The following is a 17,905-nucleotide window of genomic DNA, read 5'->3' on the forward strand; positions in this document are numbered from 1 at the left end:
CTTCTTAGATTGCAATTAGTGTCTATCCGCTTTGGCATATAGCTCAAACGATTTCAGTACAAGACCGTTTGTAGTGTGACTACAAGTGCTTTGTACTGACACTACAAGCGCTTTGTAGTGACGCTACAATAGGCTTGTAGTGGGGCTACAACTTGTTTGTAGTCGCCGTACAAGACCATTTGTACTGACCAAATACAATTTAACCGAAATCGAAAACATTGGCATAATGATCGAAAACAAGGTTTGTGGTGTAGCCATAGCTTCGAAAGAGGTCGAGAATCCATGTTTGCTGTTCGGGGTTAAGCATCCTTTTGCCATGCATATAGCAATAGTATGTGCCGTGTCCGCCAAGAAACTCCTTGATTTGCTCTCGCAACGGGACATCGTCTTTACGTTTCACTTCACTGAAAAGCATATCAAATCCCCACGCAACGCGTATAACACGCTTTTCAAAATAGTGTTTACAAACATTTCCCTGCAATGCCGTTGGATAGACGGCAGAGCCCCACGTTTCGCTCATTGGTACCTGTTCGCCAACAAAATAACGCATACATGTTGCCTTCAAAGGGCAATTGTGGATGAAACACAAGGTCCAATCGCAAGGTACGGACCTAAAATCGAATGTTGTGTAAGACATAATGATTTAAATTAAAAAGTTGATAATATGGTTAACATACTAACGATATGAAGTGCGTATGGCAACATGCCGATGTGCCAAAGCACCGTTTTTGGTTAATATAAACATGCATTAGACGCTGGGAAGGCATAAAAAGTTTACGCGGATACGAAAAAAATTATGCTACCCAGTAAAACGTTCACTTATCAAGGTTCTGACAAGATGTGCAAAGTTTTGGTTAATAAGAACATCGCTTAAACATCTAAAGAGTATAAAATCAAGGAAGAAAAGCATGTGGAAAAAGCTATCCCCTCGCGCGCGCATGTATTATTTATGGTGTAAGCTACGTAAGATAAGCGGTGCAAAAACACTTACAACGGTTTTAAAATCCAAGGCGCATTAACACCGTTACAATGTGTATAATAATGATAAGTGCGCTTACACGCGACCTGTACACAACAAGCAAGTGTATAACGCACATATCATTTATTTCTTATTGCAATGCCCAAACTGCTTGGAGCTAAGCAAACGGCATGCTATCCCTTCTTTTTCTTCGCCCCTTTAAACCAAAGATACAGCAGTAGGATAATGAAAACAACGAGGATGGAAGATAACTCGAAGACGTAATGTTGGGGTTCTGTCCAAAACTCCTTAAAGAAATTGATACGTCCGAGTATCTCTACAGGCGTCCAAAAGACGATAACCGTGGCGATGGCCATGCGGATATTGGCTCCCCATGAAGCCAAATATAACTGGCGTTTGAACATGAAAAGCGAACCAACAAGACAACCAAGGCCAACGAGGAAGGTTACGGGGTGATGGTCGCCAAGGAAATTCTTGTCGTAACAAAACATCAAAAGCAGATAGCAACCCCACAACATCATATTCACTTCCATAAAGGTTACGATGCTGGTATGGCGCGTCATGGGTTGTGCAACGATAACTTTGCGCTGGTCGCGAAAACAAACCTTCTGTATCCACGTGATGAAATCGCAACCGTTGCGTGTGCTAAAGATGTACATAACCATCACCATCATCCACAAACCAAACGATGCGGGCATGATGAGATATTCGGGTTTGGTAACAATTTCACCATTCTCTATTTCGGGCTGAACACCATAACGGCGAGCGTAATAGAGGAAAAGGAACTCTACCCAACCTGTCCAAAAGAGCAGACCACCTAACAAGCCCCAAATGGTTTGCCGCGTATCGCCCTTGACGAACACGCCAACAATAACCATGATAAGACCTACAAGCCCCAAAAGGAAACCTGCAACGTGCATGGCAGAAGGCTCCATGGTATGCTCCATGATAATCATCAGCGCATGACCCAAGGGCATAGAAAACAGCACAACTAAGAAAGAGGCGAGCGTGCGCCAAACATACATCTCTTTTGTTTTCATTGTTTAAAAATTAAAAAATGGCTCCGAAACTTGTTCGGAGCCATTATGTTGACTGTTATTCGCTACTGTGTGTATCGCGTTGGCACACAACAGCGCGATTATCTCGCTGGGGTTAAAAGTCGTTTTTAATGTTCTAGGAACAATCGAAGCTACCTTTAACCTCTGTTTGTAGCAATGATTTAGAAGAACAAATAGCGGTTGTCTACCACCTTGCCATTGATATACAACTGGTTCATGAAGTTGCCTACATACTGCATAGCACGCTGACGGAGGCGCAGTTCTGTTTCTTTGGCGTTATATTTCACAGGGCGCATCGTGCGACCAGTTACTTGAAACATGTAAACGCCAGCGTTACCCTTAACGGGAGTCTTATCAAACGCACCCTTGGCCGTAGCAGCAACAGCACCGCTAAGTGCAGGTTCGCTTGCACCTGTTGCCGTTAGGAACACGGGTGAAGCAAAAGTAACCTGGTTAACAGGCGTTACTACGCCACCCTTAGCCTGTGCAGCAGCAATGCTGGTTACGCCATTGAGCTTGGCCAAAATCTGTTCGGCCTTCTTATCCCTTATCACTTCGGCCTTCACCATCTCCTTTACCTGTGGGTCGTTAAGGCTGCGGTAGCCAATTGGATTAATGCGATCGAGTACAACAAGCAGTAGGTGGTTGTTGTCACCACACTCATAAAGGGGCGAAACGTCACCTTCGTTAGCGTCGAAGAGCCATTTCAAGGCTTCGCGAGTGCTGCGGATGCCAGCCAAGTTGTGTTGAGCGGTGGTAACATCCTTAGCTTCCTGTACACGATAGCCACTCTTTGCGGCGTTCTTCACTACGCTTTCGGCCGTTGGGTTGGCACTAACGAAAGAGCTAAACTTATTGTAAGCTGTGCGATAGGTTTCTTTCGAGAACTCAACATTGCGCTTCACGACAGCTGCTTGGTACTTAGTTACCATGGCCTTGCGGTTAAGCACCTGCAAAATGATATTGCCCTGTGCCAGCGTAATGTTCTTAATGTCGTTAACACCCATTGTGTTGAGGCTATTGATATAGTCTTTGGTGTCTTTATCCATTGAAGGAGCCATCTGATATTGGCGCGTGGTCATCCACGTTTTCTCACCCGTTTGACCGTATTTCTTAGCCAAAGCCTCGAAGTCGGCACCGTTGTTCAGGGCGTTATAGATAGAGTCAGCCGTCTTGTGTGCAGCTTCGGGCGTTATGCCACCCACTTGAATTTGGCGATATTCCACAGAGTCGGGCAGTTGAACCTTTGCAACAAGCTTGATAAGGTTCAGTGTATTGTCTTGCGTATTCTCAACCGGACCGTACACCGAGCCAACACCCATTGAGTCGAGACGTGCTGCGATGTCGCCAGGATAAGCCTCCTTGCCTACGGGAAGACCCAAATAGCTTACCGACGAAGTGCTCTTACGCACCACGTCAGCAGGGTCGGCAGCCTCAGCAAGCTCTTTCGTATAGTCGGCGAACTGCTTTCTTAGAGCAGCCTTATCGGCAGTTGAAGCGTCTACCTGTATATCAACATACTTGATATCGCGTGTTTCAACATATTGTTTAAAGCGCGGTTTCAGTTCTTCGTATTTGGCTTTGAGGTCTGACTCGGAAACTTGCACCTTGCTATCTTCGATGCTCGAATAAGGGAAAGCGGCCAATTGTATCTGGCTTTCTTCGTTCTCTTCCTTGAAAGCCATCTTAGCTTCAACAGGGTTAGAGAGCAAACAGTGGGCCAGCAGGCTTTGATACTTCTGAGCCAGCAACTGCGTGCGCAGCTGTTTCTCGATAAACGTCCAATACTTATAGATGGATTCGTATTGTTGAGCCATCTGTGGGTTCGCTGTTTGTTGGTTCTTGTACTCGGCCAAGAACTTTTTCAGCGAGCTAGCGTCGAAGCGTCCCGTCTGTTGGTTAACAAAGGGCGTCTGCATCAGCATGGGGTTGGTACCCTGATTCAAGATGTTTTGCATCTCTTGGTCGGTAACGGTGAGGCCCAACTCTTTGGCTTCCTTTTCCACGAGCTTGTTTTGTACATAGGTATTCCAAACCATGTCCTTCACTTGGTTAAGCTGCTCGTCGTTCAGGTTATCCTGACCTTGTTGCATTTTGATAGCTTCAGCGTATTCGTCAACCATCTTTTGGAATTCCTGAACGCTGATTTTCTCGCCATACACTTCGCCAACCTGCTGTCGCTGGTTGTTGCGGGTGGCCTCGCAAGAGCGGAATGCTTCTTCGGCAATAAATGCCAACAAGCCAAGACCAATGATTCCGATGAGAATCATGCCACGGCTTCTAATTTTTCCTAATACTGCCATTATTATTTTAGTTATTTAATTTATTTATTCAAGCTTTGGTTTGGGATACCCCCCAAGCTGCTATCACGCCGCCACCGTTTGCATGACAAAAGCAATTGGCAATGGCGAATGAGCTTTTAAAATGCGCACAAAAATACGAAAAAGATATGATATTCTTTAACGTTTCGTGCAAAAAGTGGCTTTATTGGTGCACTTTTAGCTTCACGAGTTCAATTTTGTTCATCGTGTTTTTAAGAATACGGAATTGGTAAGGCCCAATGTTTACCTCTTCGTTTATCTTTGGGAAGCTTTGATAATGGTGCAAAATAAGTCCGCCGATGGTCATATAGTCATCGCTTTCGGGTAGGTCTAGGCCGAACATATTGTTCACCTTATCAATCTCCAAGCGTGCCGAGAGCACATATTCGCCCTCTGCCGTTTGTTTGGCCACATATTTCTGGTTGTCGTGTTCGTCTTCAATGTCACCGAATATCTCTTCTACGATGTCCTCAAGCGAAACAATTCCACTCGTTCCACCAAACTCGTCGACCACAACTCCTAAGCTTCGCTTCTGCATCAGGAAGGTTTGCATCAGCTTTTGGGCTGCCATTGTTTCGGGAACGAATGGCATTTTGCGGATGTGTTGCTTCCATTGCTCGGGGTTTCTAAACAGCTCGGAGGAATGGATATAACCCACAATGTGGTCGATATCTTCTTGATAGACGATGAGTTTCGAGTTTCCGCTTTCGATAAACATCTGTGTAAGCTCGTCGATGGTACAATTATTGAGGTCTACCGAATTGATTTCGGTTCGCGGCACCATACAATCGCGCACCTTGGTATCCCTAAATTCAAGGGCATTTTGAAAGATTTTCACCTCGTCGTCGATGTCGTCTTCGCTCTTGGCACTGTCTAAACTGGTTTGTACAAGGTAGTCTAGGTCGGTCTTTGAAAAGAGAATGTTCTCGTTTTCTTTCTCAATACGAACGCCAGCGATGCGCATCAGGATGCGTGCAAGGAAGGTTGAGAACCGACTGAAAGGCCAAAGCAAGAGATAACACAGGTAAGCCGGCACGGCAAAGAGGGCGAAAAGCCTGTTGGGATTGCTCTTAAAGAAGGTCTTAGGCAAGAACTCTCCCGTAAAAAGCACAATGAGCGTAGAGAGAATGGTATCGGCAGGCACCGTAAAACTGGCGTCCATGCCACGAAAGATGGTGTTATCGAAAAGTTTGGCGATAAGTATGCCATAGACAACAAGCGCAATATTGTTGCCCACAAGCATTGTGCTTACAAAGTTGTTGGGATTTTTATAGAATATGGCCTGCACCTTTTGTGAGAGGCCATTACGTTCCTTGTCCATCTCCACAAGCATGCGATTGCTGGTGATAAAGGCTATTTCCATGCCCGAGAAGAAAGCGGAAAACACCATTGTGACGAGTATTCCGAGAACAAGGCTTATACTAATAGGGTCGTCCATATAGAACTGAGAATTGTCTTTTTGTTATAGGTTGATGTGTTGAGCCGTGCGTTGGCACAAACTACAGTTACCATCCACCCGACTTACGTTGAGGCATGGCCGAAGGTCGAACGGCCTCTTTGAGGGTGTCGGGGGCCGAACTAAGGGTGTCGTTCTTGCCAGCGATGTCGGTTCGTGCAAACGAACCCTTTGAGTTAGACACGTAATACTTGGTCATACGCTCATCACTACGGAAGTAATTGCCCTCCAACTGTCGGTCGGGGGTGATCAGTCGCGAGAACTTATTGGAGTAAAGCTCGTGCCTGTTTTCATCGCGATACAGCTCTTCGCTATAAAAGCGCACACCGTCTTTGGTTTTCACGCGTACCCTTCCACGTAGTTCCCACAGGCGTTCTTGGTCGTAATAGTACGCCGTATCGCACTGTATGTAGAGTTGTACGTGGAAATTTTCGTCGAATTCTTCGAGAAACACACCCTTGTCGAAGGTCCAACGCGGTGGATTCTTCACTTGATTCACCTCGTATCGCTCGGTAACGATTCGATATTTCACGATTCCAGAATCGGAAATAAGCGTGTTAACGCCATAGGTTACCATCGTTGGCACAGAGTCTCTGGGGTTTACTGCAGGTGCAAGATGTTCAACCGCCTGCTCGCAAGCGGTTAATATCACAATGCAACTCAGCATAAACGCTAAGCCCGAAGCTCTGAACAAGGTGTACATGCGCAGGGGTTATACGATAGAAATGAGGTTATTCCAGCTTCATTTTCCTGAACCACATCTCGTTGAACGTTAGTCCGACGTTGATGCGGAACACATTTTCGGTGATGAAGTTCTTGGAAGTGGAACGTGCCCACTGTGCGCTAATGTTGAGGAACGAACGGTTGTTGTAGACGTTGATGATAGGAACGCCAAAGCCAATGCTGGCACTCATCTCCGTTGGACCATCGTTACCATACACCTTTATATAAGGAGTGGTGTACGAAACACCTGCACGATAATGCACCCGATTGAAGAATTTGCGGCTAAGCGGTGCAGGACAGAATTCGCCACCAAGGGTAAACTTATGCCTATCGGTAAGTAAATTGTCGCGCAGTGCAAAGGTAGAAACGCCCCCTTCGGTTTCAAAGCTGGGGAATTTTACACTTGCCCACTGCTGAAGTGTATAGTCGACACCTACCTTGAACTTGTCGTTGTGATTCCACATAAGGCCCACCCCAAAGCTGTTAGGTATGCTTAGGTCGAAGTCTCCACCGTATGAGGTGGTGTCCGATACGTTCGTTTGCGAGTTGGTTAATATCTTTTGAACTTCGGGTTTACCGCCTATTTTATGCGTAGGACTGAACGTTAGACCCAGTGTGATATAGTCTTTGGCCGACAATTTGGCAGTGTACTGCGCACCGAAATCCACCTTATAGTTTCTGATGTCTACCGTATACTGTTTAACAACACTGTTGGCAGAAGCGTCGCTGTAACTGTTGATAAACCTACGGTCGTAATCTCCCCACATATAAGACACGTTAGCACCCACGGCTAAGCCCTTGATGGGTTCCCAACCAACACCCAAATAAGCCTGACGAACGCCACCCGTGCCCGTATAGGTGTTAGTAAGGGTGGTCGAACCAGGTTGATTTGTCAATGCGCTAGTTGACGAATACTCGTATCCGACATTTGTGAAAGGTATCAAACCGAAGCTAAATCCTAGCTTACGGCCTACTTTAAACCCTGCCACCACATATTCTATATTGGCGTTTTTAGCGTTGCGCTTCACGCCATTTTCCTCAAAATTGGTGAGATGCAACGAGAAACCTGCGTCGAAAAGAAACGTAAGTGTATCTAGTCGGGCATAAGATGCGGGGTTAAGGTAGTTCACCTGATTGCCTTCATGGAAGCCTAACCCCAATCCGTTCATGCCTCGATTAAATCCGCTGGACTGCTCGGAAAGCACACCTAAACCAAACTGACTGTAAGGAGAATTAGTTCCACTCTGCGCAAAGGCCACCATACCGACGGCCGACGCTAAGACAATGCCAATTACTTTCTTCATTATGAGTTATATCTTTATTACGGAGCTCGTGGCCCCATGTATTCGTTTTAAACGTGGCGAAAAACATACCGACTTGCTATGGTACGCCAAATTAGGGGCAAAATTATCGAAAAAAAACGATATAATCGCATCAAATGTTCAAAAATAAGGTTATTTTTGCATCGTGAAACCAATTATGTTGCTTTTGCGGCAGCTTTTTGCCGCTGTTTTGCTCTGTGCTTTCCAACTCTCGGCACAGGCCCAAGGCACACTTGCCTTAAAGGATATGGACGCCGTGCGTATATCCCTGCTCACCTGTCAACCCCATGAAGAGGTGTATAGCATTTACGGACACACCGCCATCAGGTATCAGGACCTGGCGCGCGGAACAGACTTGGCCGTGAACTATGGCATGTTCTCGTTTCACAAACCCTATTTCGTGTTGCGTTTCGTATTCGGACTTACCGACTATGAAATGGGCATCGAACCCTTCGAAGCTTTCTGCACGCAATACGCCTCGTACGGAAGTGGCGTGTACGAGCAGGTGCTTAACCTCACGCCCGAAGAGAAACTGGCCATCGCCAAGGCTATCGACACCAACTACGAGCCACAAAATCGGGTGTATAGGTACAACTACTTCTACGATAATTGTACCACCCGGGCGCGCGACATGATTACCAACCATCTGCAAGCTCGCGTGGACTATACTCCAGAAAAAAGCCATGACACCACCTCATATCGCCAAATTGTACGCCAATGCGCCAACAACACACCTTGGATAAGGTTTGGCAACGACATGCTGCTAGGCATTAAGGCCGACCTGCCCATTGACAGGGCGCAACGCCAATTTCTGCCTGCGAACCTGATGAACGACTTCGAAAGCGCCACGCTAAACAATGGTTCTGGCTCCAAACGCAAGCTTATAGCTTCATCGGGATGGGTGGTTCAACCTGGCGTTCAAACCTCCTCGTCTTCATTTCCCCTATCGCCCACGGCCTTTATGCTCATTCTTGCGGCGATTATTCTCGGCACAACGGCCATCGAAAGCAAGCTTAACACGCGCTTCAGATGGTTTGATGCCTTTTGGCTTCTTCTGTGCGGATTGATTGGCATCATATTATTTGTGATGATTTTCTCGCAACATCCCACCGTTAGCATTAACCTCCAAATACTCTTTTTCTGTCCCTACACATTATTATATATATATAGGGCCGTGAAAAAAAGCAAGGAAACGCAGTTCTTGCGTGGCATAAAAATATGGTGCATACTCATCGTACTCTTCCTCATTGGTGGCTTTTTCCAGCATTATGCCGAAGGAGTGAGGTTTTTGGCACTATCTTTGCTTATCAGATACATGTATTTATTATATCGACATAAAAGGGCATGAACAAGTACATAACCCTCTTTGCGTTGGCCACACTTGCCAACATCGAATGCGAGGCACAGCCTAACGTGGCCGTTCCGCGCCTTGTTGTGGGCATAACCGTTGACCAACTGAACAGCGACGACATGGAACAATTCGCCGCACTTTACGGCAATGGTGGTTTCAAAAAGTTGCTCCGAGAAGGCGTGGTGTACGAAAACGCCCAATACGATTTCGCTCCCGTAAACCTGGCTTCGGCCACAACGGCCATCGTCACAGGCGCTTCGCCAGCCGATAACGGAATAACGGCCGAACGATGGATTAGTCGCGAAACGCTCCGTCCTGTGGGATGCACCTTCGACAAGAAGTTTTTCGTGTCTCCAAACAACGTCATGGCGTCTACCATCGGTGACGAGATGAAGATAGCCAGCAACGGAAACGCACTGGTGTTTTCGGTGGCTGCCAACCAAGATGCAGCCGTTTTGCAAGGCGGACATGCTGCCGACGGAGTGTTTTGGATTGACGATGCCACACGAACATGGAAAACATCGGCCTTCTATCCTCGCTCTGCACAAACATGGCTTGACACTTACCAGCGCATGCCAGGACAAGACACAGCGAAGAAAAATGACAATCAAGCCACTTGCCAATTGGCATTAGACTGCATTGGAGATCATGTTATGGGGCGCGACGCATACACCGACATGCTCTTCGTTACCCTTTCGGCCAGCAATTCAAAAGCCGAAAGCAACCCATTGCTTGCCCGAGAGGCCACTTATAGGGAACTAGACAAGACTCTTGCCGACCTTATTCTGAACATCGAACAAAAGGTGGGCAAAGAAAACGTGCTTTTTGTGCTCACCGCCACTGGACGTTCTGAGAGCAATATACAAAACTACGCCAAATACAACGTACCCACTGGCACGTTCTATATTAACCGAACGGCCAACCTCCTGAACATGTATCTCAACGCGATTTACGGCATTAACCGATTGGTAGATGGCGTCTTGAACAACGAGATATATCTCAATAAAACCATCCTAGAACAAAAACGCATCAACCTAAGCGAGGTTTTGCGCCACGCACGCGAATTTCTTGTACAGATTGCGGGTGTGAAAGAAGTGTACACAGCCGACCAACTGCTGGTAGACAATGGTGTTTCATCGAAAGTGCGCAATGCTTTCAACCATGCCGTTAGCGGAGACATCATCGTGAAAGTTGTACCAGGATGGAAGGTTTACAACGAAGAGACCAAGGAAGAACAGTTGCCCGTAACCGGCAGCCTTCCCTTCCCCATCATCATTTACGGAGCGGGCGTGAAATCCAATACCGTTTCTACGCCCGTAACTACCAATCGCATTGCGCCCACCATTGCCCGTTTTATCCGCATCAGGGCACCTAATGCCTGTGTTGTACCGCCGCTCCCACTTAAATAAATCTACGATAAAGGCGGATTGTTGGCGAATATCGTGCCAAATAAACCAATTTATTTGTAAATTTGCAAACATTTAGGCGTAATGCCAAAAACAGCGTGCGGAACGGCCCACGTTATGCTTACGTCAACGATGCAAACATTCATCACACAACACAGATAATACAACGAAAATGAATTTAAATAAAATCCTACAATCGCTCTTCGGCAACAAGTCGACGCGCGACATGAAACTCATCCAGCCGCTTGTTGAAAAAGTAAAGGCCACGTACGATGAAATAAAGGCCCTTAGCAACGATCAGCTGCGCGCCAAGACAAAAGAGATACAGACGCAAGTGCAAAACGCGGCAAAAGAACAAAAGGAAAAGATTGCCGAACTGAAAGCACAGATAGAAGAAACGCCCATCGACGAGCGCGAAACGCTGTTCAACCAGATTGACAAATTGGAGAAAGAGGCCCTCGAAATCTACGAAGTTGCCCTCAACGAGGTGATGCCTGTGGCATACGGCATTATGCACGACACGGCCAGACGCTTCACCGAGAACGAAGAAATCGTGGTTACAGCTACCGATTTCGACCGTGAATTGGCCGCAACCAAAGACTTCGTGCGTATCGAAGGCGATAACGCCATATATTCTAACCACTGGATTGCAGGTGGAAACGACACAAAGTGGGAAATGATTCACTACGATGTGCAAATCTTCGGTGGTATTGCCCTGCATCAAGGTAAGATTGCCGAGATGGCAACGGGTGAAGGAAAAACCCTCGTGGCCACGCTTCCCGTATTCCTAAACGCGCTTACAGGTAATGGCGTACACGTGGTTACGGTGAACGATTACCTTGCCAAGCGCGACTCCGAGTGGATGGGTCCGCTCTACGAGTTTAACGGCCTGTCGGTAGATTGTATTGACAAGCATCGCCCCAACTCGCCCGAACGCCGCAAGGCATACATGGCCGACATTACGTTTGGTACAAATAACGAGTTCGGTTTCGACTATCTGCGCGACAACATGTCGAATTCACCCGAAGATTTGGTGCAAAGGGCACACAACTACGCCATTGTCGATGAGGTCGACTCGGTGCTTGTCGACGATGCCCGTACACCTCTTATCATCGCAGGTCCTATCCCCAAGGGCGACGACCAGATGTTCGAAGAATACCAACCTTTGGTAGAACGCCTCGTAGACGTGCAGCGCAAGTTGGCCACACAATACCTTGCCGAGGCCAAACAGCTGATAACAGAAGGACAGGAACAGAACGACCAAAAGAAATTAGACGAGGGTTTCCTCTCGCTTTACCGCTCATTCAAGTCGCTTCCCAAGAATAAACCGCTCATTAAATACCTCTCTGAAGAAGGTATTAAGGCTGGAATGCTGAAGACCGAAGAGGTTTATATGGAGAACAACAACCGCAAGATGCCCGAAGCCGTTGCTCCGTTGTACTTCGTTGTTGATGAAAAACTGAACTCGTGCGACCTTACCGACAAGGGAACAGAATGGTTGGCCAAGCAAGTTAACGATGCCCAGCTCTTTGTTTTGCCTGATATCGCCACCCAACTCTCAGCTCTTGAAGCTGATAAGACCATGAGCAGTGAGCAAAAGATCGACCGCAAGGACGAGCTACTTAACCATTACGCCATCCAAAGTGAGCGCGTGCACACCCTTCAGCAGCTTCTTAAGGCCTATACCATGTTCAATAAAGACGACGAATACGTGGTTATAGACGGCGAAGTTAAGATTGTGGACGAGCAAACAGGTCGTATTATGGAAGGAAGACGTTGGAGCGACGGACTGCATCAGGCTGTGGAGGCCAAAGAACACGTGAAAGTGGAGGCCGCAACGCAAACGTTCGCAACCATTACGCTACAAAACTACTTCCGTATGTACCACAAACTGGCTGGTATGACTGGTACGGCATCTACCGAAGCTGGCGAATTCTGGGACATCTACAAGCTTGACGTGGTGGAAATTCCTACCAACCGCCCCATCGCACGTAACGACATGGACGACCGTGTGTACAAGACGGCAAGAGAGAAATATGCTGCCGTTATCGACGAGATTGAAGACCTGCGCAAGCAAGGTCGCCCTGTGCTCGTTGGTACAACGTCGGTTGAAATATCCGAGTTGCTTAGCAAGATGCTCAACATGCGCAAGATAGACCACGAAGTGCTTAATGCCAAGCAACACCAAAAAGAAGCTTCGATCGTGGCAAAGGCTGGACAGTCTACCAACGGACTGGGAGCCGTGACCATTGCCACAAACATGGCGGGTCGTGGTACCGACATTAAGCTGTCGCCCGAAGTGAAAGCAGCTGGTGGTTTGGCCATCATCGGTACCGAAAGACACGAAAGCCGCCGTGTAGACAGACAGTTGCGTGGACGTGCCGGACGACAAGGCGACCCCGGTTCGTCGGTATTCTACGTTTCGCTCGAAGACAAGCTGATGCGCCTTTTCGCATCTGAGCGTATTGCACGCATCATGGACCGACTTGGTTTTAAGGATGGCGAACGCATCGAAAGTCCAATGATTTCGAAGAGTATAGAGCGTGCACAGAAGAAGGTAGAGGAAAACAACTTCGGTATTCGTAAGCACTTGCTTGAATACGACGACGTGATGAACAAGCAGCGTACCGTGATTTACGAGAAACGACGCCACGCATTGCTGGGCGAACGCATTGGCATGGACATCACCAACATTATCTGGGACCGCGTTATAAACATCATACAAACCAACGATTACGAAGGTTGCAAAGAGGCATTCATTAAGATATTCGCCATGGAGTGCCCCTTCACCGAAGAAGAATTCATCAGCACGCAACGCGAAGAATTGGAAGAAAAGACTTTCCAAACAGCTATGGAAACCTTCAAGCGCAAAACCGATCGTCTGCAAGAGATGACCTACCCCACTATTAAGGAGGTGTACGAAACGCAAGGCGACCGTTTTGAACGCATTGTTGTGCCCATAACCGATGGCAAACGCATCGTACAGATTGTATGCGACCTAAAAGAGGCTTACGAAACAGAAGCCAAATCGGTGATTAAGCAGTTCGAGAAAAATGTCATGCTGCACATCATCGACGATTGTTGGAAAGAGAACCTGCGCCAGCTTGACGAACTGCGCCACAGCGTGCAAAACGCATCGTACGAGCAAAAAGACCCCCTACTGGTGTTTAAACTCGAAAGTGTGAAACTGTTCGACAACATGGTTAACGAGATGAACGACCGCATAACAAGCTTGCTGATGCGTGCACAGTTGCACGTGGAGCAAGAAGTTCGCGAGGCTGCACCCGAAGTACGCCAGCAACAACAGTACACAGAGAGTAAAGAAGACCTCGACGAAGCGACCCAAAGAGCTGCAAGACAGCAAGACACACGCGAAAGTGCTGCACCGCAAAACCGTACACCAATAATGAAAGACAAGATGCCTAGAAGGAACGACCCTTGTCCTTGCGGTAGCGGAAAGAAGTTTAAAGATTGCCACGGAAAGGGCATTGCATAACCCCAACGCAGGCCATAACTGCCCTTACGTTAAGTTCTCCTCCTCGCAGAATTTTCTGCGAGGAGGAGAATAACTTAATAAAAAAGACATCAGATGCAAGTAAACATCAACAACCTTACAAAAATATACGGGGATAAGACAGCTGTTTCTATCCCCGATTTTTGTATGTCCGACAATGAGATTGTAGGACTAGTAGGGAACAATGGTTCAGGAAAGACCACCCTTTTCAGGCTTCTTACCGACTTGGTAAAGGCCGATACGGGCGAAGTGAGCCTTAACGGCGTGAACCCCACGCAAAGCGAAGCGTGGAAACAACACACAGGCGTGTACCTGGATGAGGGCTTTCTCATCGACTATCTTACACCCGAAGAGTATTTCGACTTCGTTGCAAGCATCTCGGCAATAGACAATGAAAGCCTAGAACAAACCTTGCAGCAGTTCGAGACCTTTATGGGTGGCGAGATACTTGGGCAAAAAAAGCTTATACGCGACCTCTCGGCAGGTAACAAGCAAAAGGTAGGCATCATTGCGGCCATGCTCGCGCACCCCCAATTTCTTATACTCGACGAGCCCTTTAACTTTCTCGACCCCACCAGTCAGAACGCCTTAAAGGCCATCCTCTCCAAATTTGGGCAACGCGAAGGCACAACGGTCATCGTGTCAAGTCATAACCTACAACACACCATCGACATTTCCACACGCATAGTTTTGCTAGAAAAAGGCCTCATCATTAACGATTTCAAGACCGTAGACACAGCTGCCATACGCGAGTTAGAGGCATACTTTGCAGCCCAATAGTTCACCATTTAAGTGGCATTATTTATGCCCTAAACATATCAAAGTAGACTTCACAGCGTGGTATCTCTATTTTGTACGGGGATTCCATATTATATGGAACATCATTCCAGATAACATGGAACCTCATTCCAGATGATATGTAATAGCGGTACATATTATCTGGACCAACCTCTACCCTGTTACATACCCCTACATAAAACTATAAACCGCTGGTTTATAACACAGTCATTATTTTATAGCATTTCATTAAATGCCTCGCAGAAAGGGGGCAAACACCCCGCATCCGTTTGAGTCTTCACCGCCAAACACACCAACTCATTAATATATACGCGCGCGCGAGGAAAAACCATAAACCATGGCGCACCGGATTAGGGCATGTCAACTTTAGCACCACAACTCTGTGACAACAATACCATTCACTCCCCTCTGCCCTTGCAGAGATACTAGAGGTGAACTTGAATATTGAGAAAAAACGTCCTTTACTTCTCGCTATCTTCAAACACACCATCATTAATTATAGGTAGAAAAGAACTGTTGTCGAGCAGAGGGCAATACCTATAACTAGGTATTTTAAATCTGAAAAGCGCCCTATGGGCCACCCCTCAAACGGAAATGTTATAACTTTGTGTAAGCATAAACACATAACACGTGCAATAACAAATGAGATTATCGGAGCTGAGAACGGGAGAAAAAGCCGTTGTGGTGAAAGTTATGGGCCATGGTGGTTTTAGGAAACGCATCGTCGAAATGGGCTTTATCAAGGGCAAGACCGTCGAGGTATTGCTCAATGCGCCCCTTCAAGACCCCGTGAAATACAAGATACTTGGTTACGAAATTTCGCTCCGCCACGACGAGGCGCAAATGATTGAAGTGGTTTCGGAAGAAGAAGCCAAACTTATCGACACGCCCAACGACGAAACGAAAGACAGCGAAAGCAACCCAAACGTAAACACCGAAGCAGACTATATGCCCGCTAAGGCAACAGCCGAAAACGACAATAGCGAAGAAAAGATGCAACAAGCGGCACGCCATAAGCGGCGTGTGATAAACGTGGCACTGGTGGGAAACCCCAACTGTGGCAAGACATCGCTCTTCAACTTTGCCTCGGGAGCGCACGAAAAGGTAGGAAACTATTCGGGCGTAACCGTCGATGCCAAGGAAGGCATTGCGCGTTTCGAAGGCTATGAGTTTCATCTGGTAGACCTGCCAGGCACTTACTCGCTCTCGGCATATAGTCCAGAAGAGCTATATGTGCGTAAACAAATCATCGAAAAGACACCCGACGTGGTTATCAACGTGCTGGATGCCAGCAATTTGGAACGCAACCTTTACCTCACCACCCAACTCGTAGACATGAACTTGCGCATGGTGTGCGCCCTAAACATGTACGACGAGTTTGAAAAACGCGGTGACACGATAAACCTTCAAGCGCTAGGCAAACAGTTTGGCGTACCCATGATACCCACCGTCTTTAAGACGGGGCGTGGCGTTCAGTTGCTTTTCCATGTCATCATCAACATGTACGAGGGCATGGACTTTATCGACAAAGACGGCAACATCAACCCTGAAGTGGCCGCCGACCTGCAAAAGTGGCACGAGGAATATAAGAGCGACGTACCCACCGAGCATCAAGAAGACTTCGCCACAGCCGACGCCCGACCACACAATAAGGTTTCGCGACATATTCATATCAATCATGGACCAAGACTGGAACTATGTATCAGTCGGCTAAAACTGCAAATTGAGCAGAATCCGGAGGTAAGACACAAGTTCCATACACGATATTTGGCCATCAAGTTGTTGGAGAACGACGCTGAAACCGAACGCGAAATTGCCTCCTTAAGCAACGCCAAGGAGATATTGGCCACACGCGATAAGGAGGCGCAAAGCATACAAACACAACTTAACCAGGATTGCGAAACGGCCATCATGGATGCCAAATATGCCTTCATTCACGGCGTTTTGGCCAAGGCTGGCTACAAGGAAGGTAAAGCAAACGACACTTACAAGCTTACGCATAAGCTCGATGCCATCATCACACATAAGTTTTGGGGCTTCCCCATCTTCTTCTTCCTGCTCTATGTGATGTTCCAAGTAACGTTCACCGTGGGTCAATATCCCATGGATTGGATAGACCAAGGCATTAACTGGCTGGGTGGCTGGGTTAGCGAGAACCTACACGACGGACCTGTAAAAGACCTATTGGCCGAAGGAATCATTGCTGGTGTGGGCGCGGTGATCGTATTTTTACCGCAAATTCTCATCCTCTACTTCTTCATCTCGTTCATGGAAGACAGCGGCTATATGGCTCGTGCAGCCTTCATCATGGATAAGCTGATGCACAAGATGGGTTTGCACGGCAAATCGTTCATACCTCTTATTATGGGTTTTGGCTGTAACGTGCCAGCGGTAATGGCTACACGCACCATCGAAAGTCGTCGAAGCCGACTGATAACCATGCTCATCCTGCCCATGATGAGTTGTTCGGCGCGTCTGCCCATTTACATCATGATTACAGGAACCTTCTTCGCCTTGAAGTATCGCTCGGCAATTATGATTTCGCTTTACGTAGTGGGCATACTCATGGCCGTGATAATGAGTAAGATTTTCAGTCGTTTCTTGGTGAAAGGCGAGGATACCCCCTTCGTGATGGAACTGCCACCATACCGCTTCCCCACAAAAAAGGCCATCGCCCGGCATACTTGGGAGAAAGGCAAACAATATTTACAGAAGATGGGCGGTATTATTTGTAGTGTACTGAGATTAGTTGACACTTTTCGTTGTTAAATACTCCTTTGGTTGACAAGAAAAATCCTTATGTTGTATTTAGGTTGTCATGTCCTTCTCCAAAGTCCAAATTTGGTTTACAACAGCCATCCGTTTGCAAAGTTAAGCATTGTTTGTTGTCTGTCCAAGTTTGGGCTGGCCTTTTTTGCGTGAATGAAAACAAGGCCATGAAAAACACCGAGGGGGGTGCCCTGCGGCAGGGGGCTCG

At 47.2% G+C, this 17,905-nt stretch carries 11 protein-coding genes; 5 read left to right on the plus strand and 6 right to left on the minus strand.

What is annotated here, in order from left to right; genetic code table 11:
- Positions 1 to 199: 199 nt before the first annotated feature.
- From F453_RS14425 to bamG, 6 genes are all read right to left on the minus strand, one after another.
- Positions 200 to 637: a DUF6078 family protein gene (locus F453_RS14425; RefSeq protein WP_033404343.1), complete on the minus strand. Its 438-nt coding sequence runs from the start codon at positions 635 to 637 to the stop codon at positions 200 to 202.
- A gap of 515 nt (positions 638 to 1,152) precedes the next feature.
- Complete coding sequence (locus F453_RS0113125) at positions 1,153 to 2,019, minus strand: hypothetical protein (RefSeq protein WP_018968420.1); 867 nt, start codon at positions 2,017 to 2,019, stop codon at positions 1,153 to 1,155.
- A 179-nt stretch (positions 2,020 to 2,198) separates the two neighbouring features.
- The gene (locus tag F453_RS0113130) at positions 2,199 to 4,340 is read right to left on the minus strand and encodes a peptidylprolyl isomerase (protein ID WP_018968421.1); all 2,142 of its coding nucleotides are present in this window, start codon (positions 4,338 to 4,340) and stop codon (positions 2,199 to 2,201) included.
- A 181-nt stretch (positions 4,341 to 4,521) separates the two neighbouring features.
- Positions 4,522 to 5,796 (minus strand): hemolysin family protein, encoded by a 1,275-nt coding sequence (locus F453_RS0113135; protein WP_025790143.1) that lies wholly within the window; start codon positions 5,794 to 5,796, stop codon positions 4,522 to 4,524.
- A gap of 67 nt (positions 5,797 to 5,863) precedes the next feature.
- On the minus strand, positions 5,864 to 6,481 hold the full coding sequence (locus F453_RS0113140) for an LPS export ABC transporter periplasmic protein LptC (protein ID WP_026292590.1): 618 nt from the start codon (positions 6,479 to 6,481) through the stop codon (positions 5,864 to 5,866).
- Between the two features lie 64 nt (positions 6,482 to 6,545).
- Positions 6,546 to 7,841: a BamG family beta-barrel-assembly machinery protein gene (bamG, locus tag F453_RS0113145; protein ID WP_025790145.1), complete on the minus strand. Its 1,296-nt coding sequence runs from the start codon at positions 7,839 to 7,841 to the stop codon at positions 6,546 to 6,548.
- Between the two features lie 175 nt (positions 7,842 to 8,016).
- On the opposite strand from bamG, the gene F453_RS0113150 reads away from it, so the two are divergent.
- The 5 genes from F453_RS0113150 to feoB all read left to right on the plus strand — a co-directional run bounded on the left by F453_RS0113150 (position 8,017) and on the right by feoB (position 17,697).
- Complete coding sequence (locus F453_RS0113150; protein WP_018968425.1) at positions 8,017 to 9,207, plus strand: Lnb N-terminal periplasmic domain-containing protein; 1,191 nt, start codon at positions 8,017 to 8,019, stop codon at positions 9,205 to 9,207.
- Positions 9,204 to 10,619: an alkaline phosphatase family protein gene (locus F453_RS0113155; protein ID WP_018968426.1), complete on the plus strand. Its 1,416-nt coding sequence runs from the start codon at positions 9,204 to 9,206 to the stop codon at positions 10,617 to 10,619. Before F453_RS0113150 ends, F453_RS0113155 begins: the two co-directional genes overlap by 4 nt.
- Positions 10,620 to 10,788: 169 nt before the next feature.
- Positions 10,789 to 14,112 (plus strand): preprotein translocase subunit SecA, encoded by a 3,324-nt coding sequence (secA, locus tag F453_RS0113160; protein ID WP_018968427.1) that lies wholly within the window; start codon positions 10,789 to 10,791, stop codon positions 14,110 to 14,112.
- Between the two features lie 93 nt (positions 14,113 to 14,205).
- The gene (locus F453_RS0113165; protein ID WP_018968428.1) at positions 14,206 to 14,910 is read left to right on the plus strand and encodes an ABC transporter ATP-binding protein; all 705 of its coding nucleotides are present in this window, start codon (positions 14,206 to 14,208) and stop codon (positions 14,908 to 14,910) included.
- A gap of 660 nt (positions 14,911 to 15,570) precedes the next feature.
- On the plus strand, positions 15,571 to 17,697 hold the full coding sequence (gene feoB, locus F453_RS14430; RefSeq protein ID WP_018968429.1) for a ferrous iron transport protein B: 2,127 nt from the start codon (positions 15,571 to 15,573) through the stop codon (positions 17,695 to 17,697).
- Positions 17,698 to 17,905: the final 208 nt, after the last annotated feature.

Source organism: Hoylesella loescheii DSM 19665 = JCM 12249 = ATCC 15930 (genome assembly GCF_000378085.1).
GTDB lineage: Bacteria > Bacteroidota > Bacteroidia > Bacteroidales > Bacteroidaceae > Prevotella > Prevotella loescheii.

What these genes read in the sequence shown, in the direction of transcription:
- F453_RS14425 (WP_033404343.1), bottom strand. Translation starts at nt 637, where the DNA reads ATGTCTTACACAACATTCGATTTTAGGTCCGTACCTTGCGATTGGACC.
- F453_RS0113125 (WP_018968420.1), bottom strand. Translation starts at nt 2,019, where the DNA reads ATGAAAACAAAAGAGATGTATGTTTGGCGCACGCTCGCCTCTTTCTTA.
- F453_RS0113130 (WP_018968421.1), bottom strand. Translation starts at nt 4,340, where the DNA reads ATGGCAGTATTAGGAAAAATTAGAAGCCGTGGCATGATTCTCATCGGA.
- F453_RS0113135 (WP_025790143.1), bottom strand. Translation starts at nt 5,796, where the DNA reads ATGGACGACCCTATTAGTATAAGCCTTGTTCTCGGAATACTCGTCACA.
- F453_RS0113140 (WP_026292590.1), bottom strand. Translation starts at nt 6,481, where the DNA reads ATGCTGAGTTGCATTGTGATATTAACCGCTTGCGAGCAGGCGGTTGAA.
- bamG (WP_025790145.1), bottom strand. Translation starts at nt 7,841, where the DNA reads ATGAAGAAAGTAATTGGCATTGTCTTAGCGTCGGCCGTCGGTATGGTG.
- F453_RS0113150 (WP_018968425.1), top strand. Translation starts at nt 8,017, where the DNA reads ATGTTGCTTTTGCGGCAGCTTTTTGCCGCTGTTTTGCTCTGTGCTTTC.
- F453_RS0113155 (WP_018968426.1), top strand. Translation starts at nt 9,204, where the DNA reads ATGAACAAGTACATAACCCTCTTTGCGTTGGCCACACTTGCCAACATC.
- secA (WP_018968427.1), top strand. Translation starts at nt 10,789, where the DNA reads ATGAATTTAAATAAAATCCTACAATCGCTCTTCGGCAACAAGTCGACG.
- F453_RS0113165 (WP_018968428.1), top strand. Translation starts at nt 14,206, where the DNA reads ATGCAAGTAAACATCAACAACCTTACAAAAATATACGGGGATAAGACA.
- feoB (WP_018968429.1), top strand. Translation starts at nt 15,571, where the DNA reads ATGAGATTATCGGAGCTGAGAACGGGAGAAAAAGCCGTTGTGGTGAAA.